The sequence below is a fragment of the Mesorhizobium sp. B2-4-6 genome (genome assembly GCF_006442775.1).
Taxonomy (GTDB): domain Bacteria; phylum Pseudomonadota; class Alphaproteobacteria; order Rhizobiales; family Rhizobiaceae; genus Mesorhizobium.
Genome location: NZ_VFVI01000001.1, coordinates 659,040 through 685,001, shown reverse-complemented (window position 1 = coordinate 685,001; position 25,962 = coordinate 659,040). Strand labels below are relative to the sequence as shown.

Sequence of the window (25,962 nt, the reverse complement as noted above, 5' to 3'; positions counted from 1 at the left end):
CGCGCTGCTGGTGCTGGTGATCCTGGCGGCCTTCACGCTTATGCCCGGCCTGATCGCGCCGCACGACCCGATCGCGCTCGCCATGGCCGACCGGCTGAAGCCGCCGAGCCTCACGCACATCTTCGGCACGGACGAGGGTGGCCGCGATATCTTCTCGCGCATCGTCTACGGCACCCGCTATTCGCTCGGCGTGGCAATCGCCATCGTCTTTGCCTCCGCGCTGTTCGGCGTGATCTATGGCGCCATCTCCGGCATGGCGCGCCAGGGCATCGACAACCTGATGATGCGCATCGTCGACCTGTTCTTCGGCTTCCCGGCGCTGGTGCTGGCGCTCGCCGTCGCCGCCTCGATCGGACGCGGCCTCGACAGCGTGGCGCTGTCGCTCGCCATCATCTGGTGGCCGGGTTATGCGCGACTGGTGCGCGGCGAGGTGCTGCGCCTGCGCGAGCGGCCGCATGTCGAGGCCGCCCGCGCGCTCGGTGTGTCGGAGATGACCATCCTGCGCCGCCACATCATCCCCTTCGTCGTCCAGGAGGTGAATGTGCGCGTCACCACCGACATCGGCTACGCGCTGGTCGCCGTCACCGCCCTTTCCTTCCTCGGTCTCGGCGCCAATTCGCCAACGCCGGAATGGGGTTTGCTGATCCGCGACTCGCGTCCCTATTTCGGCTCGGCCTGGTGGTATCTGGTCTTTCCCGGCACCATGATCATGCTGACCGCCACCGCCTTCTCGCTGATCGGCGACGCGCTCGCGTCGAAGCGGGCCGCATGATCCTCTCGGTCCGCGACTTCGCAATCGGTTTCCAGCGCGAGGGCCAGAACCTCGTCGCGGTCGACGGCATTTCCTTCGACGTCGCCGAGGGCGAGACCTTCGTCATCATCGGCGAGTCCGGTTCGGGCAAGTCGCTGACCGGCATGTCGATCGCCGGATTGCAGCCGCCCACCGCCTTCGTCTCCGGCTCGATCCGCTTCAAGGACCGCGAAATGCTGAAGCGGCCCGACGCCGAATTGCGCAAGCTGCGCGGCCCGGAGATCGGCCTGATCTATCAGGATCCGCTGAGCTCGCTGAATCCGGTCTGGCCGGTCGGCGACCAGATTGCGGAGACCCTCGTCGCGCACGGCCTTGCCGGCCGCGCCGAGGCAAAGAAGCGCGCCGTGGAAATGCTGGAGCGCGTTCGCATTCCCGACCCAGGCCGCGTCGCCTCCGCCTATCCGCATGAGATCAGCGGCGGCATGCGGCAGCGCGCCATGATCGCGATGGCGCTGGCAGCCGGCCCGAGCCTGCTGATCGCCGACGAGCCGACGACGGCGCTCGACGTCACCATCAAGGCCCAGATGCTTGAGCTGCTTGCCGAACTGAAGCGCGAGCTGGCGCTGACGATCATCCTGATCACCCACGACATGGGCGTCGTCGCCGAAGTGGCCGACCGGATCCTCGTGCTCTATGCCGGCCGCATCGCCGAGGTCGGGCCAGCCGATTCCATCATGCTGCAGCCCTCGCATCCCTATACGGCGGCGCTGATGACCAGCGCCATGATCTCGCAGACGCCGGCAAAGCAGGAGCTCAACGCCATCGTCGGCGGCGCGCCCGGGCTGGGCGCCTTCCCGTCCGGCTGCCGCTTCCATCCGCGCTGTCCGCGCGCGCAGGAGGATTGCCGCAGCATCGAGCCGCCGCGTCGGCAATTCGGCGCCGTCGAGCTTGCCTGCCACCATCCGATCGAGGCAGCCAAGCCTCTTGAAATCGCGAGGAGCTGACCATGGCGCTTCTCGAACTCGATGCCGTCTCGAAAACCTTCTCGCAACGCCGCGGCGGCCGCGCCGTGCAGGCGGTTGCCGGTGTCTCGCTGGCCGTCGGGAAGGGCGAGACGCTGGGGCTGGTCGGCGAGAGCGGATGCGGCAAGTCCACTCTTGCCCGGCTGGCGCTCAAGCTGGTCGACGTGACGGATGGGCGCGTCCGCTTCGACGGCGTCGACGTGACCCGTTTCGGCAGCCGGCCCATGCTGCCGATCCGCCGTCGCCTGCAGGCCGTGTTCCAGGATCCGCTCGCCTCGCTCAACGCGCGCATGACCATCGCCGAAATCATGCGCGAGCCGTTCGACACGCATGGCGTCAAGCTGGGCGGCGGGCTTGAGCCACGCATCAGCGAGCTTCTCTCCTTCGTCGGATTGGAGAACATCGATATCCAAAAGCTGCCCGGCCAGTTTTCCGGCGGTCAGTTGCAGCGCATCGCCATTGCAAGGGCGCTGGCGCTCGAACCGGAAATCATCGTCGCCGACGAGCCGACTTCCGCGCTCGACCCATCGATCCAGGCGCAGATCGTGAACCTGATGCTGCACATCCAGCGCAAGCGCGGCATCTCCTACCTGATCATCTCGCATGATCTCGATGTCATCGGCCATGTCGCCGACCGCATCGCGGTGATGTATCTCGGCACCATCATCGAGCAAGGAACGGCCGACGAGATCATGCAGCGGCCGCTGCATCCTTACACGCAGGCGCTGCTGTCGGCCGCGCCGACGCTTGCCGCGCGCCGTCAGGTCGGCTGGAAGCGCATCATGCTCACCGGCGATCCGCCCAATCCTGCCGACGTGCCATCCGGTTGCCGGTTTCACCCGCGCTGCCATCTGGCGCGCGACATTTGCCGGACAAACGTACCGCCGCTGCGCGGCATGCCCGGCACCGGCCAGATGGTCGCCTGCCACCTTGCGCCCGAGGAAACGGCACGGGCAGGCGCCGAGGTGGGACGGGCCAGGCGCGGGCTGGCCGTTGCCAGCTAGAAGCACATCGAAAGAGGGAGGCGTTATGAAACGGTCGAAGGAAATCCACGTGACGGGCCTGGGCTTTCCGGAGGGACCGGTGGCGCTCCCGGATGGGTCGATCGCCTTCGTCGACCTGCTCCACGCCAAGGTGCGTGCCTTCAAGGACGGTGCCGTGCGCGAACTGGCCACGCTTCCCGGCGCGCCGAACGGCATGCGGCTCGGCCCCGACGGCGCGCTCTATATCTGCAACAATGGCGGCCTTGCGCCTGAGTCGCTTGAGAAGCTGCATTTCGCCGAGCCAATGATTTCCGGTTGCATCCAGCGCCTGCAACTCGACGGCCGCTGGGAAAACTTCGCCGACCAACTCCCCGGAGCGAAGCCTTCGCGGCCAAACGATTTGATCTTCACGCCGGAAGGCGGGATCGTGTTCACCGATCCGCAGAACTGGGAGGTTCTGGGCGCCGACGACGCGGCCTACCATGGCGGGCAGCTGCTTGCGGCGGGACAGGATCGAACGGTCCGTGCGCTGGCCAAGATGACCGGCTTCCCGAACGGGCTTGTCTTCCATCCCGACGGTTCGTTGATCGTCGGCATCACGATAGAGCATCGTCTGCTGCGCTTCGACTGGAATGACGGCAGCGTCGGCGCGATAACCGAATGGGTTCGTTTCGACGACCGCTTCAATCCGGACGGCATGGTCTTCCATCAAGGCCTGCTCTACGTCACCGGCAGCACCGGCGACCGGGTCGCGATCCTCGACACCGCCGGCCGACTGGTCGAGATGATCGATTGCGGCGAGGGCAGCGACCCGACCAATTGCTGCGTCCATGACGGCCGGCTCTGGGTGACGCTCGGCCTGCCCGGCCAGCTCGTCTCGTATACGCTTCAACCGACCTTCCCTGCTGATGATCTGAGTGAGCCAGCCAATGTCCCGTGAAGACGATTTCGTTCCGCCCGAACTCGGCCCCGTCAACATCCGCCCGCGCAAAGCCTGGGCCATGTCCGCCGACGAGCATTGGCACTCCAACCCCTGGTACGAAGCGCCGCGCGGCGACCCTGCCCTGCCCGAGGTCTATACCTACACGGACACGATGTCCTATGACCCGGGCGACGAGGTGGTCTTCCATTCCTCGACCACCGCGCCGCATTGGACGCTGGAGATCTACCGCGACGGCTATCGGCCGGAAACCATCCACAAGGTCGAGGACATCGCCGGCGTCTTCGCGCCGACGCCGGCGGATGCATATCGTTCCGGCTGCGGCTGGCCCGTCAGCCACCGCTGGCGGCTGCCGGCCGATCTGCGCTCGGGCTTCTACCGGGTCGTCTCGACCTGCGCCCGCGCCAATGGCGGCAAGTTCGTCCAGCACCATTTCTTCGTCGTGCGTCCGACAGCGGCGACGCGCCGCGCGAAGATCCTGATGATCCTGCCGACCGGCACCTGGACCGCCTACAATGATTTCGGCGGCGCCAATCACTATTTTGGCGTTGTCGGTGCGGGCAAAGACCAGCCCTCGCCCGTGCTTTCGCTCGAGCGCCCGTGGACCCGCGGCGTCGTCTGGCTGCCGCCCGGAGCGCCGCGCATCTGCGCCGACCCGCTGCCGGAGTTCGGCGACGCGCCGCGCTACCCGATGAAGGAATGGGCCTATGCCAACGGCTTCGGCCAATATTACGCCGCCGCCGGCTGGGCGCAGTTCGACCGCCACTTCGTGCTGTGGGCTGAGAAGGAAGGCTACGAGCTCGACATGATCACGCAAACCGACCTGCACTACAGGCCGGAGCTGCTCGACGCCTATCCGTGCGTGACCATTGTCGGCCATGACGAATACTGGACCCGCGAGATGCGGCTGGCGATCGAAGCCTATGTCGAACGCGGCGGCAGGCTTGCGCGCTTCGGCGCCAACTTCCTCTGGCAGATCCGCCTGGAGGACGACGGCAAGCGCCAGATCTGCCACAAGTTCAACGCCGTCAATGCCGACCCGGTCGCCGGCACCGATAAGGCGCATCTGCTGTCGACCGCATGGGAAGACAAGGACGTTGCCTGGCCGGGCGCCTCGACGGTCGGCGTCAACGGATTGCATGGGCTCTACGCGTCCTGGGGCGGCTTCGCGCCGCACGGCCAGAAGGGCTTCACCGTCTACCGTCCCGAGCACTGGGTGTTTGCCCGCACCGGGCTTCACTATGCCGATATCTTCGGCGACAAGGAGCGCATCTTCGCCTACGAGGTCGACGGCCTCGACTACACATTCAGGCATGGCCTCCCCTATCCTGTCCCGGTCGACGGTCAGCCGGAAACGATCCAAATCCTCGCCATGGCGCCGGCGGTGCTTGCCGAGGACGAGCCGGACGGCGAAGGCTTCCGTTACTATGTCCGCAGCAGCGACCATGAGGGCCTGGTGAAATGCGTCACCGGCGAGGTGACGCCGGAAGGGCTTGCCCGCTATAAATACGGCGCCGGCATGATGGTGCACATGACGCGCGGCAAGGGCGAAGTGCTGACCGCCGCGACCTGCGAGTGGGTGATGGGCCTCAAGCGCGGCGACCGCTTCACCGAGCAGATCACCCGCAACGTGCTCGACCGTTTCACCAATGCATGAAATTGCGTGGCGGGCTGTCGTTTTGCCGGTTTGTCCTGGCCATCGCACTCCGGAAGGTACGGACACTTAAAACATTTCGGTAACGGACCGACGACCCGGACCAAGACCTGAAAGCGCCTTGGCACTCGAGCAAAAGCGCCCTGCCGGCAAGCCGGCCGGGTTGCGGGGGCGTGACGGCTGGCCGGATCACCAAATTCGCCCCGGACGGCCGGATCGCCGGGATATTCCCGCTGCCGACGCCGGCGCCGACCATGCCTTGCTTCGGCAGCAGCGACCTGAAGGCACTCTTCATCAAATCGCTCCGCACGGACCGCCCGAACGCTGCTCTCCGCGAAGGCGGACGTCGCCGGAATTCCGATGGGCGTTTTCGGCTGAGAGGATGCGCAGAACGGTCAGCTTTCAGGCCGCGACACCGCCCAGATAGGCGCTGACGACGGCGTCATTATTCGCAAGATCGCTTCCCCGCCCTTCAAGCACTATACGTCCCCCCTTTAGAACGTAGCCGTAGTCCGCGAACTTCAATGCGACTTTGCTGTTCTGCTCCACCAGAAGGATCGTCACGCCCTCACGATTGAGGCGCTGCACGATGTTCATGACTTCCTTGATCAGCTGTGGCGCCAGCCCCATTGAAGGCTCGTCGAGCAGCAGCATCTGTGGGGCCGCCATGAGAGCTCTTCCGATCGCCAGCATCTGCTGCTCCCCGCCGGACAGGTTCCTTGCGTCGCCATTGTGCCTTCGCGCCAGGATCGGGAAGAGTTCGAACACATGATCCAGCCGCCGTCGCCGCTCCGCATCGTCGGTCAGCGTGAACGAACCCAGGTCAAGATTCTCCCGGATCGTCATGTCGCCGAAAATGCGCCGTCCCTCGGGAACGTGAACAAGACCTCGATGCGGCAACCGGTGGGCCGGGACCCTGGTTATGTCCTCACCCAGGAACCGGACGCTTCCCGAGGACGCAGCAATGAGACCGGACAGCGTTCGCAATGTCGTGCTTTTGCCGGCGCCGTTCGCGCCGAGCAGTGCCACGATCTGGCCGCGCCTTATCGAGAGGCTGACGCCATGAAGCGCCTCGATGCTGCCGTAGCGCGTGACGATCCGGTCGGCCGCAAGGACAATATCCGTATCCATCAATCCTCCGTGCCGAGATAGGCTTCGATGACTTTCGGATCGGCGCGCACGGCCTCCGGCGCGCCATCGGCGATCTTCTGGCCATAGTCGAAGACAACGATCTTTTCCGACACCTGCATGACAAGGCCCATATCGTGCTCGATCAAAAGCACGGTGACGCCGGTCTCGTCGCGAATGCGGCGGATCAAATGCACAAGATCGAGCTTCTCGCGCTCGTTCAGCCCGGCAGCAGGCTCATCGAGCAGGATGATCTCGGGCGCCGAGGCCAAGGCCCTTGCAAGTTCAAGCCGTCGCTGATCACCGTAGGAGAGGCTGCCGGCCAGACGATGCGCATGTTCAGCGATGCCGACGAACTCGAGCCAGCGCATTCCCGCCGCGCGTATCATATTCTCCTCCCGCCGTTGCGACGGCAGGTGCAGGATTGCCGAGACGATGCCGTGGCGGCTGCGGCAATGCTGGCCGGACATGGCATTTTCCAGAACCGACATCTCCTTGAACAAGCGGATGTTCTGGAACGTGCGGGCAAGGCCGAGCGCTGTGATGCGGTGCGGCGGCAATCCGGTGATCGGCCGGCCGCCCAGCCGGATCGAGCCACCCTTTGGCTTATAGAAGCCGGTCAGGCAATTGAAGAGGGACGTCTTGCCCGCGCCATTCGGCCCGATGAGGCTGTTGATGGCGCCCTTCTCCACCGAGAACGAAATATCCTGCAGGACCTTCAGCCCTCCGAAGCTGAGGCGCAGATCGCGGACTTCCAGCAAGGCCATGGTCAACCCCGCTTGTCCGGCCACAGGCCGTTCGGCCTGAAGAGCATGATTGCCAGCAGCGCCACAGCCGTGACCAGCGGACGATAGGTGCCAGCTCCGCGCAGCACCTCCGGCAGCAGGGCCACCAGAATCGCACCCAGGACGACACCGGGGATGCGGCCCATGCCGCCCAGGACGACGCCTAAAAGGATCAGAAGCGACTGGTTGAAGGTAAAGCTTTCCGGCGAAATCGCGGTCATCTTCGCGGCGTAGAGACACCCGGCCACCGACGCGATCACGGCCCCCATCATATAGGCCTGCAGCTTGGCCGACACGCGATTGATGCCGATCCCCGCGGCGGCGTCCTCGTCATAACGGACATAGAACCAGGCACGCCCCATGCGCGACCGCTCGACGCTCAGGCAGGCGAAAACGGCAAGCAGCGCGAGCGTCAGGAACGCATAGTAGAAGTGCTGCACCTGCATCAGCTTGAAGCCCAGTATCTCCGGCCGCTCGATACCGACGAGGCCGCTGGCGCCGCCGGTGATATCGAGGTTGCGGGCAATGATGCGCACGATCTCGCCGAAGCCCAGGGTCACGATCGCCAGATAGTCGCTGCGCAGCCTCAAGGTCGGCGCGCCGATGATGACACCGGCCAGACAGGCAGCCACCATGGCGACGGGAATCGTGAGCCAGAAGTTGAAGCCGAATTCCGAGGTCAGGATGCCGGTCGTGTAGGCGCCGACGGCAAAGAAGGCCGCGTAGCCGAGGTCAAGCAGGCCCGCATAGCCGACGACGATGTTGAGGCCGAGGCACAACACGACATAGAGCAACGCCGTGGTTGCCACCTCCGTTACATAGGCATTGGCGAAGTGCGGCAGCACCAGCGCACAGCCAAGCGCGGCGAGACCCGGCAGCAAATGCGAGCGCCGCACCAATGGCGGTTGCGCGGCGGCTGGCAAGGTCCTGGCTCCGTCGCTCATCACACCCGCTCCACAACCGAGCGCCCGAGCAGGCCCGTCGGCTTGAAGACCAGGAACAGGATCAACGCACCGAACACGAAGACGTCGCGCCATTCCGATCCGACGAAGGGCAAGGATGACCCGTAGGCCTCGAGAAGGCCGAGCAGCAGGCCGCCAAGCATGGCGCCCGGCACACTGCCGATGCCGCCGATGACGGCAGCGGTGAAGGCTTTGAGCCCCATGATGAAGCCCATGAAGAAATGGACGCTGCCATAGTAGGCGCCCGCCATGACGCCGCCGCCGGCCGCGAGTGCCGACCCCATGAAGAAGGTCAGCGCGATCACCCGATCGACATCGATGCCCATCAGGCGGCTGGCCCCCATGTCGATCGACACGGCGCGCATCGCCTTGCCGTACATGGTGCGCGAGACAAAGGCCTGCATCCCAGCCATCAGCAGGATCGAGGCTGCGACAAGCACGATCTGTGTGTAGGTGATGTGCACGGCCGAAACGTCCAGGCCCGCAAAACCGAGGTCGGTGCTGAATGCGAAATGCCGCCCGCCGGTCAGCGCAAGCGCGGTGCCATTCAGCACCATCGAGGCCCCGAGCGCGGTGATCAGGATCGACAGGCGCGGCGCGTTGCGCATCGGCCGGTAGGCGAAGCGCTCGATGACGACGCCGAGCAACCCTACGGCCAGCATCGAAACCAGCAAGGCGCAGACGACGCCCGCCCAGCCATTGCCGACCCACACGCCGACGAAGGAAAACACGATGAGGCCAACGAAGGCGCCGCTCATGTAGATATCGCCATGGGCGAAATTCAGGAGCTTGATGACGCCGAAGACCATGCTGTAGCCGAGCGCGATCAGGGCGTAGAACGAGCCGACAATCAGGCCGTTCACCAGTTGCTGAATGACTAGGTCGAGCGTCATTGATGCTCCGGTGCAGAGATTGAAAAAGTCGAGCCTTGGCGAAGCATCGATAGCCCGCCACATAGCCGCAAAAACAGGAATGATGCCGAGGCTGGCAAAAAGGCCGCCTCGGCATCAGCATGTTTCGTCGGTTACTCGGCGGCGACCCACTTGCCGCCCTTGGCGACGACCGGGCGGAAGTTCGACGTCTGCAGCGTGTTCTTGTCGGTGAACTTGATTTCGCCAGCCAGGCCCTTGAAGTCGCTTGCTTTCAGCGCCTCGATGATTGCCTTCTGATCGGCAGATTTTGCCCGTGCGATGGCGTCTACGATCAGGTCGCCGACATCATGGGAAAGTGCCGCGTAGGCGCCGGCGTCGCGGCCGTAGGCCTCCTTGTACTTGGCCCTGAAATCGGCAGCGCCGGAGAGGAGATCGACGGTTGGCGGGGACAGCAGAAACACGCCCTCGCCGGCCGAGCCGGTGATCTCCAGATATTCCGGCGAATTGTTGCCGTCGCCGAGAACGATGCCGCCCTGGAAGCCTGCCTGCCGAAGCTGCTTGGTGAGAAGCGCGCCGCCGGCATGATAGGCGGTCCAGAAGACGGCATCCGCGCCGCTTGATTTAATCTTGGTGACGACCGCCGAATAGTCCTGCTCGCCGGCGGTGGTGGTTTCCTTGGCGGCGATCTCGCCGCCCGCGTTCTTGAAGGCTTCGGCGGTGAGCTTTGCCAGGTCGGAGGAATAGGCATCGCCTTCGTCTATGACGGCGATCTTCTTGTAGCCGTTCTTCTTGAAGAGCTCGACGGCGGTGGTCGCCTGCATGTCGCCGGTCGAGTTGGCGAGGAAGGCATTGCCCTGATTGGCGGCGACCAGCTTGGTCGAATTCGCGCCGATGATGACGAACGGAACGCCGGCATCGCCGTAGATCTTCAACGTCGGCAACACGGCGCCGGAGCAGTAGCCGCCGACGATTGCCGTCACGCCTTCCGATACCAGCTTGCTGCCGGCGGTGACCGCCTGCTGCGGATCGCAGGCGTCGTCGGCGGTGGTTGTGGTGATCTTGTCGCCGTTGACGCCGCCCTTGGCATTGGCGGCATCGATCGCCATCTTCACCGCGTTTTCCATGTCCTGTCCTTCGCTGGCCAACTGGCCGGTCATCGGCGCGACGATGCCGATCTTGACGTCGGCAGCGGCGGCAACCGCGGTCATGGTCAGCCCGGCAAGGGCGGTGGCGCAGGCAAGCCTCTTGAAGGAAACAACCATCATTCTCTCCATTTTCCCCTGTTGGCGCATCCGGGTCATGGCCCGTAATGCATTCTGCTTGATTGTCGCCGAGCCGCCCTGGGCGGATCGGCCAGGTTGCGCTCCTCCTTCAGAGGCGGAGCTGCAATGTTTGCAATCGCCAGCCGGCCTGCGCTCGAGGCTCTGGCGTCAGGCTCTGCAACTCAATGGCTGCTGGCCGAAGCCTGGGCATAGGCACCCTGGTAACGGTTCTCCTTGATGCTCTGCATGATGTCGGCTTCGCGCGCCTCCTGCGCCTTGACGGCTGCCAGCAAGGCCGTGGCGCCCTCGAGCGGAAACGCCACGACGCCGTCCTCGTCGCCCACGACGATGTCGCCGGAACCGACGACCATTCCGCCCACCGAGACCGGAACATTGATCGCCCCGGGACCGTCCTTGTAAGGGCCGAGGTGGATGGCCGATCGCGCGAAGCAGGGAAATGGATTGCGGCCGATGGCGCCGGCATCGCGGATGGCTCCGTCGATGACGATGCCCGCGGCGCCGCGTGAGGCAGCGAGGCTTGTCATGATCTCGCCGACGAGTGCCCGCCCTTCGTAACCGCCGCCATCGACGACAATGACATCGCCCGGCTGCACCAGGTCGAGCGCGCGATGGATGAACTGGTTATCGCCGGGGCGCGTCTTCACTGTCAGCGCCCGTCCCACCATGATGCCGCTGATCTTGTGGAACGGTCGCAACCCGACGGCGCCGGGCACCCGGGCAAGATTGTCGCTGATCAACGGCGTGGCAAAGACGCGGAACGCATCGACCAGTTCACCTTCCCGCTGCCCGCCCGCCATTTTCATCCTCCAGTTTGTGAATATATTATCCAATCATCATTTGAAGAGCAAAGTCAACCGGCTTACTTGAAGCTGTTTGAAAAAGCCGATTTCCCTGTAATTCCACGCTGCGAGCCGCTTTCGCGCCCACCACACCGGGCTTGCCATAAGCTCGCGCTTGACGATAGATTGGATAACATATCCTCATTTGGCATCAAAAAGGGAATTGGCTGTGAAGCATGCGGGCAAAGTCGTGATCATCACCGGGGCGGCGCAAGGCTTGGGCCTCGCCTGTGCCGAGCGCTTTCATGCCGACGGCGCCAAGGTCGTGCTCGTGGATGTGAAAGCCGACAGCGGTCGCGAGCATGCGCAACGTCTCGGCGAGCGCGCCGTCTGGCTCGAAGCGGATCTTTCCGCATGCACGGCGGACATGGCCGCCGGCATCATCGCCGAGGCCACCAACGCCTTTGGCGGCGTCGACGTCTTGATCAACAATGCCGGTGTGATCCACCTCGATGATTTCGTCGACTTTCCCGAGGAAGCCTTCGATTGGGTTCAGCGCGTCAATCTCAAGGCGCCGTTCCTCCTCGGTCAGGCCGCGGCACGAGCCATGATCGCTCAGAGGCGCGGCGGCTCGATCATCAACATGTCGTCGATCAACGCCATCCTGGCCATTCCCAATTCCGTCGCCTACGCGGTGTCAAAGGGCGGCATCAAGCAGCTGACGGCGGTTATGGCGGTCGGGCTCATCCCGCACAACATCCGCGTCAACGCCATCGGACCGGGAACGATCCTGACCGACATGGTCAGGAGCTCGGTCATGGCCAGCGAGGCGCAGCGGCAGACCATCCTGTCGCGAACGCCGAGCGGGCGCTGCGGCGAGCCGTCGGAGGTCGCCAGCGTCGCTTCCTTCCTGGCCAGCGACGATGCCTCCTACATCGTGGGTCAGACTATTTATCCAGATGGCGGTCGCCTGATCCTGAACTACACCGTGCCGGTGAAGGACTGACGCTCATGACCATTGGGCCAGCGCCGCGCATCAGCCTTGCGGGATCAGGCGCGCTGCTTCTCGATGGCGCGCAGGCAAGGTTCGACGACGCCACTCAAGAGTTGGTTTGGGCTGTGGCGGAAGCTGCACGAGCCCTCGACGGCGTGCGCGAGACGGTCCCCGGCATGAACAACCTGCTGGTGCTGTTCGACCCGCTCGTCACGGATGCATCGAGTGTCGGCGAACAACTGCAATCACTTTGGGCCGGCACCCATCCACAAGCGGCCGCCGGCACCTTGCGCAGGATTCCCGTGCATTACGGCGGCTCGCGCGGCGAAGACCTCGCTGGCTGGGCCGCGCATTGCGCATTGTCGCTGGAAGAGACAGTCAATCGTCACGCGGCCGCGACCTATTCCGTAGCCGCTATCGGGGCCATGCCGGGCTTTCCTTACTTGTCCGGTCTCGACCCGCGGCTCGACTGGCCACGGCGCAAAAACCCTCGCCTGAAAGTGGCCGAAGGCGCCGTCATCATCGGCGGCGCGCAGGCAGGCATCATGCCGATGACCGCGCCGTCGGGGTGGCACATTATCGGCCGCACCGACGTGAGGCTCTTCGATATTCAGGCGCAATCGCCGGTGCTGCTGAGGCCCGGAGACAAGGTCCAATTCGAGATTGCGGGCATAGAGCAATGATCGAAATCCTGTCCACCGGTCTTCCGAACACTGTCCAGGACCTCGGCCGCCCAGGCTATCTGGCGCTCGGGATCAGCCATGGCGGCGCCATGGACAGCCAGGCGCTGGCGATCGCCAATTTCATGCTGGGCAATGACCGATCGGCCGCGGGGCTGGAGATTGCACTCTATCCCTTCCGGCTCAAGGCACATGTCGACACCGCGTTGGCCATCACCGGAGCCGACTGCCCGATCAGTATCGATGATCGGCGGTATCCGCCCTGGTGGGCAACCACTATCCGCGCGGGCCAGACGCTTCTGATGGAAGCGCCTCGCGCAGGCGCTCGTTCTTATATCGCCTTCGCCGGCGGGCTCGACCTGCCATCCGTCATGGGCTCGCGCGCGACGGATGTGAAAGGCGGTTTCGGCGGGCTTGCCGGGCGCGGCCTTGCGCGCGGCGACCGGCTCCTGCTCAACAGCGCGGTGTGCCCGCTTCCCCCAGCAGGCGTTGGCGTGGCGCTGGAGGAGCGGCAAATCACCGGCAACGCTACCGACTCTGCGATCGAACTGAGGGTGCTGCCCGCCGCCGAGTTCGGGGCTTTCACGGCGCAGGCGCAGGCGGCCTTCACCAGCAGTGAATGGAGCATCACCAGCGACGCCAACCGCATGGGCTATCGCCTGTCCGGAGAAACGCTCTCGCTCATCTCGCCCCTGGAATTGCTCTCGCATGGCATCGTGCCAGGCACCATTCAGGTGCCGCCGTCCGGCCAGCCGATCATCCAGCTTGCCGATGCCAACACCTGCGGCGGCTACCCGAAGATCGCAACCGTGATCGAAGCTGATCTGTGGCGGCTCGCGCAAGCGGCGGTCGGCGCGCGCTTGCGTTTTGTGCCAGTATCGATCGAAGCGGCGACCCAAGCACTACGTATTGCCAGGCAGCAGCTTGACGCGCTTGCGGGCGCACGAAACATCAGGCCCGGCTGCCCTCGACCGGCGTGACGGCCGGTTGCGACCAAAAGGCCGCACCGACAGCGATTTTCGCTTCAAACCCATAGCGCCGAGCGAACATGTCCATGGATATCCACCCCTTCACGATCCGGATCGCCCACGCCGAAATCGACGACCTGACGCGACGCATCGCAAGCTGGCGCGAGCCGGACCAACTGGAGGGTATCGGCTGGACCCAGGGAACCGAGCGTGAGGAGTTGCGGCGACTGCTCGAGCACTGGCGCTCGGACTTCGACTGGCGCAGACAGGAAGACGCCTGGAACAAGCTTCCTCACTACCAGACGGAAATCGGCGGCCAGACCATTCATTTCATCCATGTTCGCGCCGCAGTTCCAACCGCCAGAGCGATCATTCTCACTCATGGCTGGCCGGGCAGCTTTTGCGAATTCATCAGGATTTTGCCGCTCCTGTCCGATCCGCTTGCCAATGGCGGGAGAGAGCAGGATGCATTTAACGTCGTGATCCCTTCGATCCCCGGATACGGCTTTTCGAGCCGGCCAACCAAGGCGGGCCTCAACCTGTTTGCCGTCGCCGATCTCTGGGCGGAACTGATGAGTCGCCTGGGTTATGAGCGCTATCTGGCGCAGGGCGGTGACCTCGGCGCCAGCGTATCGACGATCCTGGCCCACGCCCATCCCGGCAATCTCGCCGGCGTGCATCTGAATTTCATTCCCGGCTCGTACTCGCCCTCGCATGACCCTGGTCCAGGCGGCGACCTCACTGCCGAAGAACGCATCTTCCTGGGCGAGAAAGCCCGGTGGACGGATCTTCACGGCGCCTACAGCCACATTCAGGGAACGCGCCCCCAGACCCTTGCCTACGGGCTCACCGATTCGCCCGTGGGACTGGCGGCATGGATGATCGAAAAGTTCCGCGACTGGAGCGACTGCGACGGCAATCTGGACAATGCCGCATTTTCTCGCGACGAAGTCCTCGCCAACATCTCGCTCTACTGGTTCACGCGAACCGTTGCCTCCTCCATGCGTCTCTATTGGGAGACTCGCGCTCGGCCGTTGTCATTCCCGCATGGCGCGAAGATCGAGGTTCCACTCGCGGTAGCGCTGTTTCCAAAGGAATTGCTGATGCCGCCAAGAAGCTGGGTCGAACGGGTTTTTTGTAATGTGCGCCGGTGGACAACAATGCCATGCGGCGGGCATTTTGCAGCCTTCGAGCAACCCGGCCTGCTCGCGCAGGATCTGATAGCCTTCGCGAGCGAGCTGAAATTTTCCTGACCTGCCGGCGCATGCTCCGCAGGCAAATCCCGAAGGCCAGAATGAGCAGCAAAACAGCCCTCACCATCGAAGCCCTGCACGAGCGCGTCGAGGCGATTTTCAGCAAGGCCGGACTTAACCCTGCCCAGGCCGGCGCCATCACGCGCGCCATCGTCGCCGGGGAGCGCGACGCCTGCAAGTCGCACGGCATCTATCGCATCGAAGGCGCGTTGCGCACCGTCAAGGCCGGAAAGGCCGAGCCTAAGGCGGAGCCTGAATTGCTGCCGCCGGACGCGCCGGCGATCGTGAAAGTGGACGCGAGAGGCGGCTTCGCCAATCCCGCCTTCGAGCTGGGCCTGCCGGTACTGGTCGAGCGGGCGCGCGCAACCGGCATCGCGGCGCTGGCGATCAACAACGCGGTTCATTTTTCGGCCCTCTGGGTCGAGGTCGAGGCACTGGCCGGAGCCGGTCTTGCCGGCCTCGCCATGTGTCCAAGCTACGCGACGGTCGCGCCGACGGGAGGCTCAAGACCCCTGCTTGGCACCAATCCCTTCGCCTTCGGCTGGCCGCGCCAGGGGCATCCGCCTTATGTCTTCGACTTTGCGACTTCAGTCGCGGCGCGCGGCGAAATCGAGCTCCATCGTCGTGCCGGGAAACAATTGCCGGAAGGCTGGGCGATCGATTCGGACGGCAGGCCGACGACCGACCCCGAAGCGGCGCTTGCCGGCGCGATGCTTTCCTTCGGCGGGCATAAGGGCTCGGCCATCGGCACCATGATCGAGCTGCTCGCCGGTGCCATGCTCGGCGACCTGACGAGCCGCGAGGCCCTCGATCTGCTTGGCACGACGACGCTCTATCCGAAGCATGGCGAATTGGTCATCGCCCTGTCGCCGGAAGCTTTCGCCGCTGGCCGCCCCGGAAGTCCTTTCTCCCGGGCAGAAGCGTTGTTCGAGGCGATCCTCGGCCAGGGCGCGCGCCTGCCTTCGCAGAGGCGGTTCCTCGCCCGTGAGAAGTCGAAACGGGACGGCATCAGCCTCGCGCCCCAGGAGGTGGAGCAGCTCGACCGCTTCCTCGAACGGGGACTCGACGCCGTCTGAAACGCCCGGCGCGGGCGCTGTGAGCCGTGAGCCCGGACGCAGCCTACCCTCAGGGCGTTGCAGCGAAGGCCTTGATCCGTACACCGCTCTGTTCCAGCCCCGCCCGCACGCGGGCGGCGATGGCAACCGCCGCCGGGGTATCGCTATGGACGCAGATCGAGTCGATCGGTGTTTTCAGCGCCTGCCCGGAAGTCGTCTCAATGGCGCCCTGCCTGACCATGCGCACGACTCGCTCCGCTGCCTTCCCCGCATCGTGGATGACGGCCCCTTCCAGCTTGCGCGAGACAAGAAACCCCTCCTGCGTATAGGCGCGATCGGCGAAGATCTCCGACTTCACGGTCAGGCCCGCCTCGCGCGCGATCCTGTCCTGGAAGCCGAGCGCGATCGCCAGGCAGATCAGGGTGGGATCGACGGCCTTGACGGCGCGCGTGACGGCTTCAGCGACCGCGCGATCGGTCTGGGTCAGATTGCCCAGCGCGCCATGCGCCTTCACATAACGGATCGGGTGACCGGCATAGACCGAAAGCGCCTGCGCCGCGCCGATCTGGTATGCGACCAGCCTTTCGATCTCGTCCGCCGAATGCGGAATGGTGCGCCGTCCGAACCCCCACAGATCGGCGAAGCTTGGATGCGCGCCGACGGCAACGCCCTTCGCCCGCGCCATGGAAAAGGTGGCCGCCATGATCTCCGGATCGCCGGCGTGGAAACCGCAGGCGACATTGGCCGAGCTCACGATATCGAGGATCGCCGCGTCGTCGCCCAGCCTGTAAGCGCCAAAGCCTTCGCCCATGTCCGAATTGATATCGACTTCAAGTCCGCTGCCCGTCATGGCGACTTCCTCAGAATTCATGTCACAGCAACTCGTAGAGCGGTGTGCCGTAGCCGACGACCGCGCCGTCCTCGGCCAAGCCAACCCCCAGCTTGCCGTCCGCCGGCGAAACCACGGCCTTAAGGCATGCGCCGATCTGCAGGACACCGACGGTCTCGCCCTTCCGGACCGTCTGGCCGCGTTCGATGACCGGATGGCCTGTCGTCGGATGAACGAGACGGAACACTCCAACGCCCGGCGCGCGAACAGTCGTCGTGACCACCTCGGCCTTCGGCCCCTCGCTCGCCGCCGCGCGGGACCCGGGACCGGCTGACTGGATACGCAGACAAAGCGAAAAGCCGGCTTCCGCCAGTTCGATCTCACTGACACCCGCGGCCGCACACCATGCGGCAAGTCTCTCGATCTCGTCGGCCGTCATCGCTGCGCTCGTCCGTCGAGCAGGCCGCCTTCGATCAAGCGTTCCAGGTGGTGGATGTCGAAACCTCCGGCCGCAAAACCTGGCTCCTCCATCAATATGCCGTGCAGCGGCGCGTTGGTGGCGATGCCGACCGCCTCCATCTCGGCCATCGCCCCCTTCATCCTGCGGATCGCGTCGGCGCGCGTCGCGCCATGCGCGAGCAGCTTGGCCACCAGGGAATCGTAGTGGGGCGGCACGGTGTAACCGGAGTAGAGATGCGACTCGACCCGTATCCCCGGGCCGCCCGGCGGCGTCCAGCGCTCGACCCGTCCCGGATGCGGCCGGAAGCTGTAGGGGTCCTCGGCGTTGATGCGGCATTCGACGGCGTGGCCCTGGATGCGGATGTCTTCCTGCTTGAAGGACAGACGCTCGCCCTGGGCGATCCGGATCTGCTCGCGAACGATGTCGATGCCGGTGATGAGTTCGGTGACGGGATGCTCCACCTGCACGCGGGTGTTCATCTCGATGAAATGAAAGCGCCGGTCCTCGTAGAGGAACTCGAACGTGCCCGCCCCCGTATAGCCGATCTCAAGGCAGGCGCGGGCGCAAAGATCGCCGATCCCCGCGATCGCCTCGCGAGCGATGCCGGGCGCCGGCGCTTCCTCGATGATCTTCTGGTGGCGGCGCTGCATGGAACAGTCCCGCTCGCCAAGCCATACAGCCGCGCCATGCCGGTCGGCCAGAATCTGGATCTCGACATGGCGCGGATGTTCGAGGAATTTTTCCAGATAGACCTGCGGGTTGCCGAAGGCTCGTCCGGCTTCCTCTCGCGCCAGCGCCACGGCTTCCATCAACGCGCCTTGCTCGCGCACGATGCGCATGCCGCGCCCGCCGCCACCACCGGCCGCCTTGACGATGACCGGATAACCTATGGTTTCGGCGATCACCCGCACCATTTGCTCGTCCTGCGGCAACGCGCCTTCCGAGCCCGGAACGCAGGGCACGCCGGCGGTGATCATCGCCTGCTTGGCCGCCACCTTGTCGCCCATGGTGCGGATCGCGGCCGCGGACGGCCCGATGAAGACAAGACCGGCATTTTCAATTGCCTCGGCGAAGGCCGCGTTCTCCGACAGGAAGCCGTAGCCGGGATGCACCGCGCCCGCGCCGGTGAGTTGCGCGGCTGTGATGATCTCCGCGATATTGAGATAACTATCGGCCGAAGCCGCCGGCCCGATGCAGATCGCCTTGTCAGCCAGCGCCATGTGGCGAAGGCTCGCATCGGCCTCCGAATAGACCGCTACCGTCTTCAGTCCGAGATCGCGGCAGGCGCGCAGGATGCGCAGCGCGATTTCACCCCGGTTGGCGATAAGGACGGTATCGAACATGGCGCTCAACCCGCCTCTTCCAGGACGAACAGCACGTCGCCGGACTGCACGGCGGCATGGTCTTCAAATGCGACCTCGACGATCCTGCCGGCGCGATCGGCTTCCACGACGTTGAATGTCTTCATGGCTTCGAGGACACCGATCTTTTGCCCCTCCGCGACCACGTCGCCCGCCGAGACGAGCGGCGGCTCCCCCTCGCCGGCGGAGCGATAGAACACGCCCGTCAGCGGCGCGCGGATCGAATGCCGCGGAATGGTCGCGGCGGCGGGGCTGGCGCCCGAAGCAGCGGGCGCGCCAAAAGCCGGCGCGGGTTGCACCAAAGACCCGGACGGCAATGCGGGTGGCGACGCTTGCTTGGTGATGCGGACGCGAAATCCGTCGCGCTCGATCTGCAACTCGCCAATGGGTGAGCGCGAGACCACATCGATAAGTTCTCGGACGAGGTTCATATCCATGCCGCGCTACCGCATGGCTTCGACCGCCTCGGCGATACGCCCGATCGCCTTCTCGATCAGGTCCATCGACGTGGCTATGGAGATGCGGAAATGCGGCGACAGGCCGTAGGCCGAGCCTTGCACCACCGCGACCCGCGCCTGATCGAGCAGGTAAAGCGAAAGATCGTCATCGCTGCCGACAATGGAGCCGTCCGGACGCCGGCGGCCGATCAGCGCCGAGCAGTTGGGATAGAGATAAAAGGCCCCTTCAGGTGTCTCGCAGGAAAGGCCAGGGATTGCCCGCAGCAGTTCCAGTGCGCGATCGCGTCGGGCCTGGAACTCGAGCGCGCGTGGGCGCAGGAAATCCTGGGGGCCGTCCAGCGCGGCTATGGTCGCGGCCTGCGAGATGGATGACGGGTTTGACGTGCTCTGACTCTGCACGGTCGCCATGGCGCGGATCAGTGGTTCCGGCCCGCCGGCATAGCCGATCCGCCAGCCTGTCATGGCATAGGCTTTCGACACGCCATTGACCGTCAGCGTACGCTCCTTCAGCCGCGGCTCGACGCCGGCGATCGTATGGAAGGGACGCCCATCGAACAGGATGTGCTCGTAGATGTCGTCGGTCAGCACATGAACATGCGGATGGTCGAGCAGCACTGCCGCCAAGGCAGCAAGTTCGTCACGGCTATAGACTGCGCCCGTCGGGTTGGACGGGGTGTTCACGAGCAGCCATTTCGTGCGCCCGGTGATGGCTGCCCGTAAAGCGGGCGGTGTGAGCTTGAAGCCAAGCTCCTCGCCGCAGGGAACGACCACGGGCTTGCCTTCGCCCAGAAGCACGATGTCGGTGTAGGAAACCCAGTGAGGGGCGGGAACGATCACCTCGTCGCCCGGCGCCAGCGTTGCCAGCAGGGCGTTGTAGATGATCTGCTTTGCACCGCCGGCGACGGTAATCTCCGACGGCCTGTAGTCGAGGCCGTTCTCGCGCCTGAACTTGTCGGCCACCGCTTTCTTCAGCGCCGCCGTTCCATCCACCGCCGTATAGCGGGTCTCTCCCCTGCGCATCGCCGCGTAGGCCGCCTCGACGACATGCGAGGGTGTCGGAAAATCCGGCTCACCGGCGCTCAGGCTGATGACGTCGATGCCGGCCGCGCGCATGTCGATCGCTCGAGCCGTAACCGCCATGCTCGGACTTGGCTTGATGACGTCAAGACGGGGAGCGATGAGGCCCACTGAACACTCCTGGGATGCTGCACGATCCAGCTGGCAGCGGATGTGTAAAAATTGGATAATGTATTCTTATTTTCTCGTCAAACCCCTTTTTCTCGCCATTAGGCTGGGCTATGAGTGCCGTTAAAGGGCTTGTTGGCGGAGAAAAGTATCCAATCTTTGCCACAGCCACGACATTTGAGACAAGGGAACGCGACCGGAATGAGCGTAAATTACGATGTGGTGATCGTCGGCGGAGGCGTCGTCGGCAGCTCGATCGCCTATTTCCTCTCCGCCAATCCGGATTTCGATGGCACCATCGCCGTTATCGAGCGGGACCCCTATTACACCGCCTCTTCTTCTTCGTTGTCGACCAGCGCCATACGCCAGCAGTTCGGCACCCAGCCGAATATCGCCATGTCGAAGTTCAGCCTCGACTTTCTGCGTGAGGTGGGCACTCGACTTGCGGTCGGTGACGAGCCGGCCGACATCGGACTTCACGAGCCTGGCTATCTTGTGCTGGTGACGCCGGAGCGGGCCGAGGCGCAGCGTGCCAAGAACCGCGTTCAGCGCGACATGGGTGTCGATATCGAGCTGATCGAGCAGGTCGATCTGGCGCGGCGCTTCCCTTGGCTCAATACGGAAGACCTGGCGCTCGGCTCATTCGGCCGCGGCTGCGAAGGCTGGTTCGACGGACCTGGCCTGATGCAGGCTTTTCGCCGCAAGGCACGCACCCAGAAGGTCGACTATCGTGCCGCGACCGTGACCGGACTGACCATGGCTTCCCGAAGCAAGGTCGACGACGTGGTGCTGGACAATGGCGAACGGATTTCCGCCGGCACGGTCATCAACGCAGCCGGTCCGTGGAGCGCGGGCATTGCACGGATGGCCGGCACGGATCTCCCGGTCGTGCCCAGCAAGCGATGCGTCTTCGTCTTCGAAAGCCCGGCGCGGATCGACAACTGCCCCTTCGTCTTCGACGTCAGCGGCTTCTGGCTGCGGCCGGAGGGTCAGCTCTTTCTGTGCGGCATTCCACCCGTGCGCGAGAACGATCCGGACGATTTCGGGCTGGAGGTCGATTACGATCTGTTCGAGGAGCTGATCTGGCCGGCGCTGGCGCATCGCGTGCCCGGCTTCGAACAATTGCGCATGCTACGTGCCTGGGCAGGCCTCTATGAGTACAACACCTTTGACCACAGCGGCATCATCGGGCTCCATCCGGAGATCTCGAACTTCGTGCTGGCCACCGGCTTCAGCGGCCACGGCATGATGCACGCCGCGGCAACCGGTTCCGGCGTGAGCGACCTCATTGCCTATGGCGAATACCGTTCAATCGACCTCTCGGCCTTCCGCTACGAGCGTATCGCCGACAACCAACCGATCGAGGAACATGTCTACTGAGGGCGACGGGCCTTCGGAGTGACAACAACCTATGCGCAGTGCTATGCGTCCGTTTCTTCAATCAAAAAAGCGCCGCACGCGAACAAAGGCGCCGTCGCCCTAGGCTGATCATGCTCGTACAGAAGAAAACCATATCGACCCAGGTCGCCGACGCCATCAGGCAGAAGATCTTGGTCGGCGAATACGAGGCGAATGCCCAGTTGCGGCAGGAGCACCTGGCGACCGAATTCGGCGTCAGCCGGATACCCGTGCGCGAGGCGCTGCATCAGCTTCATTCGGAAGGGTTCGTCACGCTCGTCTCCCACAAGGGAGCAGTGGTTTCCTCGATTTCGCTCGACGAAATCCTCGAGCTTTATGAATTGCGGGCCAGGATCGAGACCTGGCTGCTCGCCCTTGCCATCCCGAGAATGAGCGAGGCCGACCTCGCTTTGGCGCGGGACCGTGCCAGACAGCACCAGGAGCAGGGCAAGACCGGCGAATATTCCAACCAGCTGAACTGGAACTTCCACGCAACCCTTTACGCGCCGTCCGGCCGCAAGGCGACGATCGAACTCGTCGGGCGCATCTACCAGCAGCTGGAACGCTATACGCGCATGATGGTGACGCTGACCGAGATCCAGGTGCAATCCGACCGCGACCACTGGCAACTCATCGAGTTGTGCGAGGCCAAGGACACGCTGCGCGCCGTCAGCCTGCTGGAAATGCATATCATCACCAGCGGCAAATTCCTGGTCGATCGACTTCAGGAATTGCGGGGCAGTTGACGGAGCAGCCGTCCCCCGCCGGATATTCTCCGCAAATCCTTCCCCGGGCACATTATTTGCCGGGCAAATTCGTCGCCCGGGTCAGCAGGATCACACCGGCCTTGTCGGCGGTGTCGTAATAGGTGAAGCCGGTCCGATTTTCCCGGCGCCCGCGCATCAGCACGGAAAGGCCATCGCCTTCAGCCTTGCTTTCGGCGGCATCCGCGTCACGGACCTCGAAGCCGATGTGGAAGACGCCCTCGCCTTTCGTATCCAGCTGGATCCGCTGCGGTGAAGCGTCGTGACTTGGCTGGCAGAGTTGCAACTGGACGTTCGGCAAATTGCAAATCCGGTACTGCATGGCCATGAAGCCCTTGGGGCTCGGGACCTGCAGTTCCTCATATTCGACCAGCGGCGGATAGGCTTCCCATGGACCGATACCGATGGAGTCGTAGTAGGCCTGCGCCTTGTCGATATCATGCACGACGATGCAGATGTGATGCAGCTTGTCGAAGATGCCCATTTCCCTACTCCTTGACCGGGACGGTGTAGTTGAGCACGCGGCGCCCGCCATCGGGGTAGATGGTCTCGCCGGTGATGTAGGACGCGTCGTCGCTGGCGAGGAAAGCGACCACGGAGGCGATTTCAGCCGCCGTGCCCAGACGTCCAAGCGGCGTGCGCGAAAGGATCGCGCGGCGCATTTCCTCGGAATCGATGAAGGTGCCGTCCATCACCATCTCCGTGGCGATCGTGCCCGGGCCGACACCGACCACGCGGATGCCGTAGGGCGCGAAGGCGACGGCGGCGGTGCCGGTTACCTGGTTCATGCCGCCCTTCGAGATCGCGTAGGTCGCGACCCGGGGATTGGCGAGCCCGGAATTGATCGAGGACATATTTATGATGACGCCGCCCTGCCCCTGCGCGATCATCTGGCGCGCGGCCGCCTGCGTGCCCATGAACGCCCCCTTCAAATTGACGGCGAGAACCCGGTCGTAGTCGGCCTCGCTGATGTCGAGAAAATCCTGAACCGGAGCGATGCCGGCATTGTTGACCATGATGTCGACACGGCCAAACTTGGCGACCGCCGCCGCGACCAGCGCGTCGAGCTGGTCCTTCCTGCTGACATCCGTGACCAGCGCAAGCACGGTCTCGGGAGTACCGATCTCGGCGGCGCATCTCTTCAGCTCGCTGGCGTCGATATCGCCGAGCACGACCTTCGCACCTTCAGCCAGGAAGCGCTCGGCGCATGCGCGCCCGATGCCGCGTGCCGCTCCGGTGACGACCGCCACCTTTCCTGCTTGTCTCATATGCGGTTCCTTCGTCATTCTGAGCGGGCCGTTGCCTTGGGGCCCTTGTCTATCTTAGCGGATCACGAAGGGATTGGCGGTCTTGCCGGCCGTATCTATCCATACCGTCTTGGTCTGAAGATAGGCATCGATCGCCCCCTGCCCGCTCTCGCGGCCTATACCGCTTCTCTTGTAGCCGCCGAAGGGCGCCATATAGGAGATCGCACGGTATGAATTGATCCAGACCATGCCCGCTTCCATCGCCGCCGCGCCTCGCAGCGCCCTGCCCATGTCGCTCGTCCACAGCCCCGCCGCCAGCCCGTACGGACTGTCGTTGGCAATGGCGAATGCCTCTTCCTCGTCGTCGAAAGGAATGACCGAAAGGATTGGCCCGAACACTTCTTCGCGCGCGATGCGCATTGAGTTGTTCACGCCGGTAAAGATGGTGGGTTCGACGAACCAGCCCTCCGCCAATCGGTCCGACGCAGGCTTTCCGCCGCCCAGCACGCACAACGCACCCTCGCGCCGCGCGATCCCGAGATAGGAAAGCACCTTCTCACGCTGGGACTGCGTGGTGATGGGCCCGACCTGCGTCTCGGGCAGCGCCGGGTTGCCCATTCTTGCGCTGGCGGCAAGCGTGGTCACCTCCTCCACGAACCGGTCGTGTATCTTGCGCTGGACGAGCAGTCGTGAGCCCGCGATGCAGGTCTGGCCGCTGGCCGCGAAAATGCCGGAGATCGCGCCGTTGACAGCGCTTTCCAGGTTGGCGTCGCCGAAGACGATGTTGGCTGACTTGCCGCCGAGCTCCAGCGTCACCGTCTTCAACCCCTCCGCGGCTGCGCGATAGACAGCGAGCCCGCCCGGCTCGCCACCCGTGAAGGCGATCTTGGCAACGTCGGGATGGGAGACCAGCGGCACGCCGACCTCCTGCGGCATGCCGGTGACGGTGTTGACGACACCCGGCGGAAAGCCGGCCAGCGCGAACAGCTTTACGAACTCGAGCGTCGAGGCCGAGGCGTGTTCCGAGGGCTTGATGACTACGGTGTTGCCCGCCGCAAGCAGCGGCGCAAGCTTCCAGGTCAGCAGCAGCAGCGGCGAATTCCATGGCACGATCGCGGCGATGACGCCGAGCGGCTCGTGCCGGGTGAAGGCGAACATGCCGGCCTTGTCGATCGGCAACACCGACCCTTCGATCTTGTCGGCGAGGCCACCGAAATAGCGGTACCATTCGGGGATGTAGCGCAGCTGCGCCGTCATCTCGGTGATCAGCTTGCCATTGTCGCGGGTCTCGATCGCGGCGATGCGCTCAGCGTTCTCGGCGATCAGCTCTGACACCCGCACCAGGAGCTTGCCGCGCGCGGTCGGCGTGATGCCGGCCCAGTCCTTCGACCGGAAAGCCGACTTGGCGGAGGCCACGGCTGCATCCACTTCGGCCTTGCCGCCGCGCGGGATCAGTGCCCACGGCCTGCCGGTGAAGGGATCATAGCTCTCGAACGTGTCGGCGCTCGATTGCAGCCGACCGCCGACCGTGTTCTGGAAGCTGACCAGTGGCATATCGGCCCTCAACAGGTGGCAAAGCCCAGATGGGCGCGAAAGCGGTTCTTGACCGCGACGGCGTCGCGCGGCGGCAGCGAGCGCGGCAAGTTCTCGGCGGCGATCTTCAGCACGAACAAGCGAGGGCCCTCCGCAGGGCGGCGCAGCTTTTCGCAGAGCGCGTCGACCTCCTCCAACGAACGCAGTTCGGCCACCTCCGCGAAACCGCAGGCGGCGGCGACCTTGTCGAAGCCGATGCCGCGGCCGGTATGGCTGGATTGCATGCCGGTCTCGCCGAAATGCTGGTTGTCCAGAATGATCAGGTCGAGATTTCTCGGACGCGCCACCGAAATCGTCGCCAACGATCCAAAGGCCATCAACTGCTCGCCGTCTCCGGTGATGACCATCACCCGCCTCTGCGGTTGCGCCTGGGCAAGCCCGAGGCCGACCAGTGCCGCGCCGCCCATTGCGCCCCAGAGGTAGTAATTGTCGTCCCGGTCGCCGGCGGCATGCGCGTCATAGCTCGGCGAGCCGAGCCCGGTCACCACCAGGGCGCCGTCGCGCGCGTCGAGCAGCCTCTTCACCGCCGCTCGGCGATCCATCGTCGGCAATGTCATG

The 25,962-nt window shown here is 64.5% G+C and carries 27 protein-coding genes; 12 read left to right on the top strand and 15 right to left on the bottom strand.

What is annotated here, in order from left to right; genetic code table 11:
- Window positions 1–40 precede the first annotated feature (40 nt).
- The 5 genes from FJ957_RS03335 to FJ957_RS03315 are packed head-to-tail and all read left to right on the top strand — an operon-like array spanning window position 41 to window position 5,353.
- The gene (locus FJ957_RS03335; protein WP_246674193.1) at window positions 41–772 is read left to right on the top strand and encodes an ABC transporter permease; all 732 of its coding nucleotides are present in this window, start codon (window positions 41–43) and stop codon (window positions 770–772) included.
- Window positions 769–1,755, top strand: a complete 987-nt coding sequence (locus FJ957_RS03330; protein ID WP_140828495.1) for an ABC transporter ATP-binding protein — start codon at window positions 769–771, stop codon at window positions 1,753–1,755. Before FJ957_RS03335 ends, FJ957_RS03330 begins: the two co-directional genes overlap by 4 nt.
- A 2-nt stretch (window positions 1,756–1,757) precedes the next feature.
- Window positions 1,758–2,777 (top strand): ABC transporter ATP-binding protein, encoded by a 1,020-nt coding sequence (locus FJ957_RS03325; protein WP_246685760.1) that lies wholly within the window; start codon window positions 1,758–1,760, stop codon window positions 2,775–2,777.
- A 25-nt stretch (window positions 2,778–2,802) separates the two neighbouring features.
- A complete protein-coding gene (locus tag FJ957_RS03320) occupies window positions 2,803–3,696 on the top strand; it encodes an SMP-30/gluconolactonase/LRE family protein (RefSeq protein ID WP_140828491.1) in 894 nt (297 codons plus the stop codon).
- Window positions 3,686–5,353 carry a N,N-dimethylformamidase beta subunit family domain-containing protein gene (locus FJ957_RS03315; protein ID WP_140828487.1) on the top strand — a complete coding sequence of 556 codons (1,668 nt, stop codon included), beginning with the start codon at window positions 3,686–3,688 and terminating at the stop codon, window positions 5,351–5,353. Before FJ957_RS03320 ends, FJ957_RS03315 begins: the two co-directional genes overlap by 11 nt.
- A 399-nt stretch (window positions 5,354–5,752) precedes the next feature.
- Here the strand turns inward: FJ957_RS03315 and FJ957_RS03305 are convergent, their stop codons facing one another.
- The 6 genes from FJ957_RS03305 to FJ957_RS03280 form a co-directional block, all read right to left on the bottom strand.
- Complete coding sequence (locus FJ957_RS03305; protein ID WP_140828484.1) at window positions 5,753–6,481, bottom strand: ABC transporter ATP-binding protein; 729 nt, start codon at window positions 6,479–6,481, stop codon at window positions 5,753–5,755.
- Window positions 6,481–7,251 (bottom strand): ABC transporter ATP-binding protein, encoded by a 771-nt coding sequence (locus tag FJ957_RS03300; RefSeq protein WP_348642537.1) that lies wholly within the window; start codon window positions 7,249–7,251, stop codon window positions 6,481–6,483. Before FJ957_RS03300 ends, FJ957_RS03305 begins: the two co-directional genes overlap by 1 nt.
- Complete coding sequence (locus FJ957_RS03295; RefSeq protein ID WP_246674177.1) at window positions 7,248–8,207, bottom strand: branched-chain amino acid ABC transporter permease; 960 nt, start codon at window positions 8,205–8,207, stop codon at window positions 7,248–7,250. Before FJ957_RS03295 ends, FJ957_RS03300 begins: the two co-directional genes overlap by 4 nt.
- Complete coding sequence (locus tag FJ957_RS03290) at window positions 8,207–9,118, bottom strand: branched-chain amino acid ABC transporter permease (RefSeq protein WP_140707867.1); 912 nt, start codon at window positions 9,116–9,118, stop codon at window positions 8,207–8,209. The genes FJ957_RS03295 and FJ957_RS03290 overlap by 1 nt, the downstream gene beginning before the upstream one ends.
- A gap of 131 nt (window positions 9,119–9,249) precedes the next feature.
- Window positions 9,250–10,359, bottom strand: coding sequence for a branched-chain amino acid ABC transporter substrate-binding protein (locus FJ957_RS03285; RefSeq protein ID WP_246685759.1), 1,110 nt, complete (start codon window positions 10,357–10,359; stop codon window positions 9,250–9,252).
- Window positions 10,360–10,541: 182 nt separating this feature from the next.
- A complete protein-coding gene (locus tag FJ957_RS03280) occupies window positions 10,542–11,177 on the bottom strand; it encodes an RraA family protein (protein ID WP_140828471.1) in 636 nt (211 codons plus the stop codon).
- A gap of 211 nt (window positions 11,178–11,388) precedes the next feature.
- Here FJ957_RS03280 and FJ957_RS03275 point away from each other — a divergent pair, with 211 nt between their 5' ends.
- The 5 genes from FJ957_RS03275 (at window position 11,389) to FJ957_RS03255 (ending at window position 16,130) form a co-directional block, all read left to right on the top strand.
- Window positions 11,389–12,165: an SDR family oxidoreductase gene (locus FJ957_RS03275; protein ID WP_181180485.1), complete on the top strand. Its 777-nt coding sequence runs from the start codon at window positions 11,389–11,391 to the stop codon at window positions 12,163–12,165.
- Between the two features lie 5 nt (window positions 12,166–12,170).
- Window positions 12,171–12,836, top strand: coding sequence for a 5-oxoprolinase subunit PxpB (pxpB, locus tag FJ957_RS03270; protein WP_140828470.1), 666 nt, complete (start codon window positions 12,171–12,173; stop codon window positions 12,834–12,836).
- Window positions 12,833–13,813, top strand: coding sequence for a biotin-dependent carboxyltransferase family protein (locus FJ957_RS03265; RefSeq protein WP_140828468.1), 981 nt, complete (start codon window positions 12,833–12,835; stop codon window positions 13,811–13,813). Before pxpB ends, FJ957_RS03265 begins: the two co-directional genes overlap by 4 nt.
- A 68-nt stretch (window positions 13,814–13,881) precedes the next feature.
- Window positions 13,882–15,054: an epoxide hydrolase family protein gene (locus tag FJ957_RS03260; protein ID WP_246685758.1), complete on the top strand. Its 1,173-nt coding sequence runs from the start codon at window positions 13,882–13,884 to the stop codon at window positions 15,052–15,054.
- Window positions 15,055–15,095: 41 nt separating this feature from the next.
- A complete protein-coding gene (locus FJ957_RS03255) occupies window positions 15,096–16,130 on the top strand; it encodes an Ldh family oxidoreductase (RefSeq protein WP_140828467.1) in 1,035 nt (344 codons plus the stop codon).
- Between the two features lie 49 nt (window positions 16,131–16,179).
- On the opposite strand, the gene FJ957_RS03250 is transcribed toward FJ957_RS03255, so the two are convergent.
- From FJ957_RS03250 to FJ957_RS03230, 5 genes are read right to left on the bottom strand one after another with little or no spacing between them, the layout of a single operon-like run.
- Window positions 16,180–16,959, bottom strand: coding sequence for a 5-oxoprolinase subunit PxpA (locus FJ957_RS03250; RefSeq protein ID WP_140828465.1), 780 nt, complete (start codon window positions 16,957–16,959; stop codon window positions 16,180–16,182).
- A gap of 22 nt (window positions 16,960–16,981) precedes the next feature.
- On the bottom strand, window positions 16,982–17,377 hold the full coding sequence (locus tag FJ957_RS03245) for a biotin attachment protein (RefSeq protein WP_140828463.1): 396 nt from the start codon (window positions 17,375–17,377) through the stop codon (window positions 16,982–16,984).
- On the bottom strand, window positions 17,374–18,741 hold the full coding sequence (gene accC, locus FJ957_RS03240) for an acetyl-CoA carboxylase biotin carboxylase subunit (protein ID WP_140828461.1): 1,368 nt from the start codon (window positions 18,739–18,741) through the stop codon (window positions 17,374–17,376). The genes FJ957_RS03245 and accC overlap by 4 nt, the downstream gene beginning before the upstream one ends.
- 5 nt (window positions 18,742–18,746) lie before the next feature.
- Window positions 18,747–19,196, bottom strand: coding sequence for a biotin/lipoyl-containing protein (locus tag FJ957_RS03235; protein WP_140828458.1), 450 nt, complete (start codon window positions 19,194–19,196; stop codon window positions 18,747–18,749).
- 6 nt (window positions 19,197–19,202) lie between these two features.
- The gene (locus FJ957_RS03230; RefSeq protein ID WP_140828454.1) at window positions 19,203–20,405 is read right to left on the bottom strand and encodes a pyridoxal phosphate-dependent aminotransferase; all 1,203 of its coding nucleotides are present in this window, start codon (window positions 20,403–20,405) and stop codon (window positions 19,203–19,205) included.
- 198 nt (window positions 20,406–20,603) lie between these two features.
- Between FJ957_RS03230 and FJ957_RS03225 the strand changes: the two genes are divergently transcribed.
- Complete coding sequence (locus FJ957_RS03225; RefSeq protein ID WP_140828450.1) at window positions 20,604–21,782, top strand: FAD-binding oxidoreductase; 1,179 nt, start codon at window positions 20,604–20,606, stop codon at window positions 21,780–21,782.
- 110 nt (window positions 21,783–21,892) lie between these two features.
- The gene (locus FJ957_RS03220; protein ID WP_140677668.1) at window positions 21,893–22,546 is read left to right on the top strand and encodes a GntR family transcriptional regulator; all 654 of its coding nucleotides are present in this window, start codon (window positions 21,893–21,895) and stop codon (window positions 22,544–22,546) included.
- A 52-nt stretch (window positions 22,547–22,598) separates the two neighbouring features.
- Here the strand turns inward: FJ957_RS03220 and FJ957_RS03215 are convergent, their stop codons facing one another.
- The 4 genes from FJ957_RS03215 to FJ957_RS03200 are packed head-to-tail and all read right to left on the bottom strand — an operon-like array spanning window position 22,599 to window position 25,961.
- Entirely contained in the window at window positions 22,599–23,048 is a 450-nt protein-coding gene (locus FJ957_RS03215) for a VOC family protein (protein ID WP_140828446.1), read from the bottom strand.
- Window positions 23,049–23,052: 4 nt separating this feature from the next.
- The gene (locus FJ957_RS03210) at window positions 23,053–23,832 is read right to left on the bottom strand and encodes an SDR family oxidoreductase (RefSeq protein WP_140828442.1); all 780 of its coding nucleotides are present in this window, start codon (window positions 23,830–23,832) and stop codon (window positions 23,053–23,055) included.
- 54 nt (window positions 23,833–23,886) lie between these two features.
- Window positions 23,887–25,365 carry an aldehyde dehydrogenase gene (locus tag FJ957_RS03205; protein ID WP_140828440.1) on the bottom strand — a complete coding sequence of 493 codons (1,479 nt, stop codon included), beginning with the start codon at window positions 25,363–25,365 and terminating at the stop codon, window positions 23,887–23,889.
- A gap of 8 nt (window positions 25,366–25,373) precedes the next feature.
- The gene (locus FJ957_RS03200; RefSeq protein ID WP_140828439.1) at window positions 25,374–25,961 is read right to left on the bottom strand and encodes a thiamine pyrophosphate-dependent enzyme; all 588 of its coding nucleotides are present in this window, start codon (window positions 25,959–25,961) and stop codon (window positions 25,374–25,376) included.
- Window position 25,962: the final 1 nt, after the last annotated feature.

Excerpts from the sequence above, each read along its gene's own strand:
- FJ957_RS03335 (WP_246674193.1), top strand. The coding sequence starts at position 41 with ATGCCCGGCCTGATCGCGCCGCACGACCCGATCGCGCTCGCCATGGCC.
- FJ957_RS03330 (WP_140828495.1), top strand. The coding sequence starts at position 769 with ATGATCCTCTCGGTCCGCGACTTCGCAATCGGTTTCCAGCGCGAGGGC.
- FJ957_RS03325 (WP_246685760.1), top strand. The coding sequence starts at position 1,758 with ATGGCGCTTCTCGAACTCGATGCCGTCTCGAAAACCTTCTCGCAACGC.
- FJ957_RS03320 (WP_140828491.1), top strand. The coding sequence starts at position 2,803 with ATGAAACGGTCGAAGGAAATCCACGTGACGGGCCTGGGCTTTCCGGAG.
- FJ957_RS03315 (WP_140828487.1), top strand. The coding sequence starts at position 3,686 with ATGTCCCGTGAAGACGATTTCGTTCCGCCCGAACTCGGCCCCGTCAAC.
- FJ957_RS03305 (WP_140828484.1), bottom strand. The coding sequence starts at position 6,481 with ATGGATACGGATATTGTCCTTGCGGCCGACCGGATCGTCACGCGCTAC.
- FJ957_RS03295 (WP_246674177.1), bottom strand. The coding sequence starts at position 8,207 with ATGAGCGACGGAGCCAGGACCTTGCCAGCCGCCGCGCAACCGCCATTG.
- FJ957_RS03290 (WP_140707867.1), bottom strand. The coding sequence starts at position 9,118 with ATGACGCTCGACCTAGTCATTCAGCAACTGGTGAACGGCCTGATTGTC.
- FJ957_RS03285 (WP_246685759.1), bottom strand. The coding sequence starts at position 10,359 with ATGGTTGTTTCCTTCAAGAGGCTTGCCTGCGCCACCGCCCTTGCCGGG.
- FJ957_RS03280 (WP_140828471.1), bottom strand. The coding sequence starts at position 11,177 with ATGGCGGGCGGGCAGCGGGAAGGTGAACTGGTCGATGCGTTCCGCGTC.
- pxpB (WP_140828470.1), top strand. The coding sequence starts at position 12,171 with ATGACCATTGGGCCAGCGCCGCGCATCAGCCTTGCGGGATCAGGCGCG.
- FJ957_RS03265 (WP_140828468.1), top strand. The coding sequence starts at position 12,833 with ATGATCGAAATCCTGTCCACCGGTCTTCCGAACACTGTCCAGGACCTC.
- FJ957_RS03260 (WP_246685758.1), top strand. The coding sequence starts at position 13,882 with ATGTCCATGGATATCCACCCCTTCACGATCCGGATCGCCCACGCCGAA.
- FJ957_RS03255 (WP_140828467.1), top strand. The coding sequence starts at position 15,096 with ATGAGCAGCAAAACAGCCCTCACCATCGAAGCCCTGCACGAGCGCGTC.
- FJ957_RS03250 (WP_140828465.1), bottom strand. The coding sequence starts at position 16,959 with ATGACGGGCAGCGGACTTGAAGTCGATATCAATTCGGACATGGGCGAA.
- FJ957_RS03245 (WP_140828463.1), bottom strand. The coding sequence starts at position 17,377 with ATGACGGCCGACGAGATCGAGAGACTTGCCGCATGGTGTGCGGCCGCG.
- accC (WP_140828461.1), bottom strand. The coding sequence starts at position 18,741 with ATGTTCGATACCGTCCTTATCGCCAACCGGGGTGAAATCGCGCTGCGC.
- FJ957_RS03235 (WP_140828458.1), bottom strand. The coding sequence starts at position 19,196 with ATGGATATGAACCTCGTCCGAGAACTTATCGATGTGGTCTCGCGCTCA.
- FJ957_RS03225 (WP_140828450.1), top strand. The coding sequence starts at position 20,604 with ATGAGCGTAAATTACGATGTGGTGATCGTCGGCGGAGGCGTCGTCGGC.
- FJ957_RS03220 (WP_140677668.1), top strand. The coding sequence starts at position 21,893 with ATGCTCGTACAGAAGAAAACCATATCGACCCAGGTCGCCGACGCCATC.
- FJ957_RS03215 (WP_140828446.1), bottom strand. The coding sequence starts at position 23,048 with ATGGGCATCTTCGACAAGCTGCATCACATCTGCATCGTCGTGCATGAT.
- FJ957_RS03210 (WP_140828442.1), bottom strand. The coding sequence starts at position 23,832 with ATGAGACAAGCAGGAAAGGTGGCGGTCGTCACCGGAGCGGCACGCGGC.
- FJ957_RS03205 (WP_140828440.1), bottom strand. The coding sequence starts at position 25,365 with ATGCCACTGGTCAGCTTCCAGAACACGGTCGGCGGTCGGCTGCAATCG.
- FJ957_RS03200 (WP_140828439.1), bottom strand. The coding sequence starts at position 25,961 with ATGACATTGCCGACGATGGATCGCCGAGCGGCGGTGAAGAGGCTGCTC.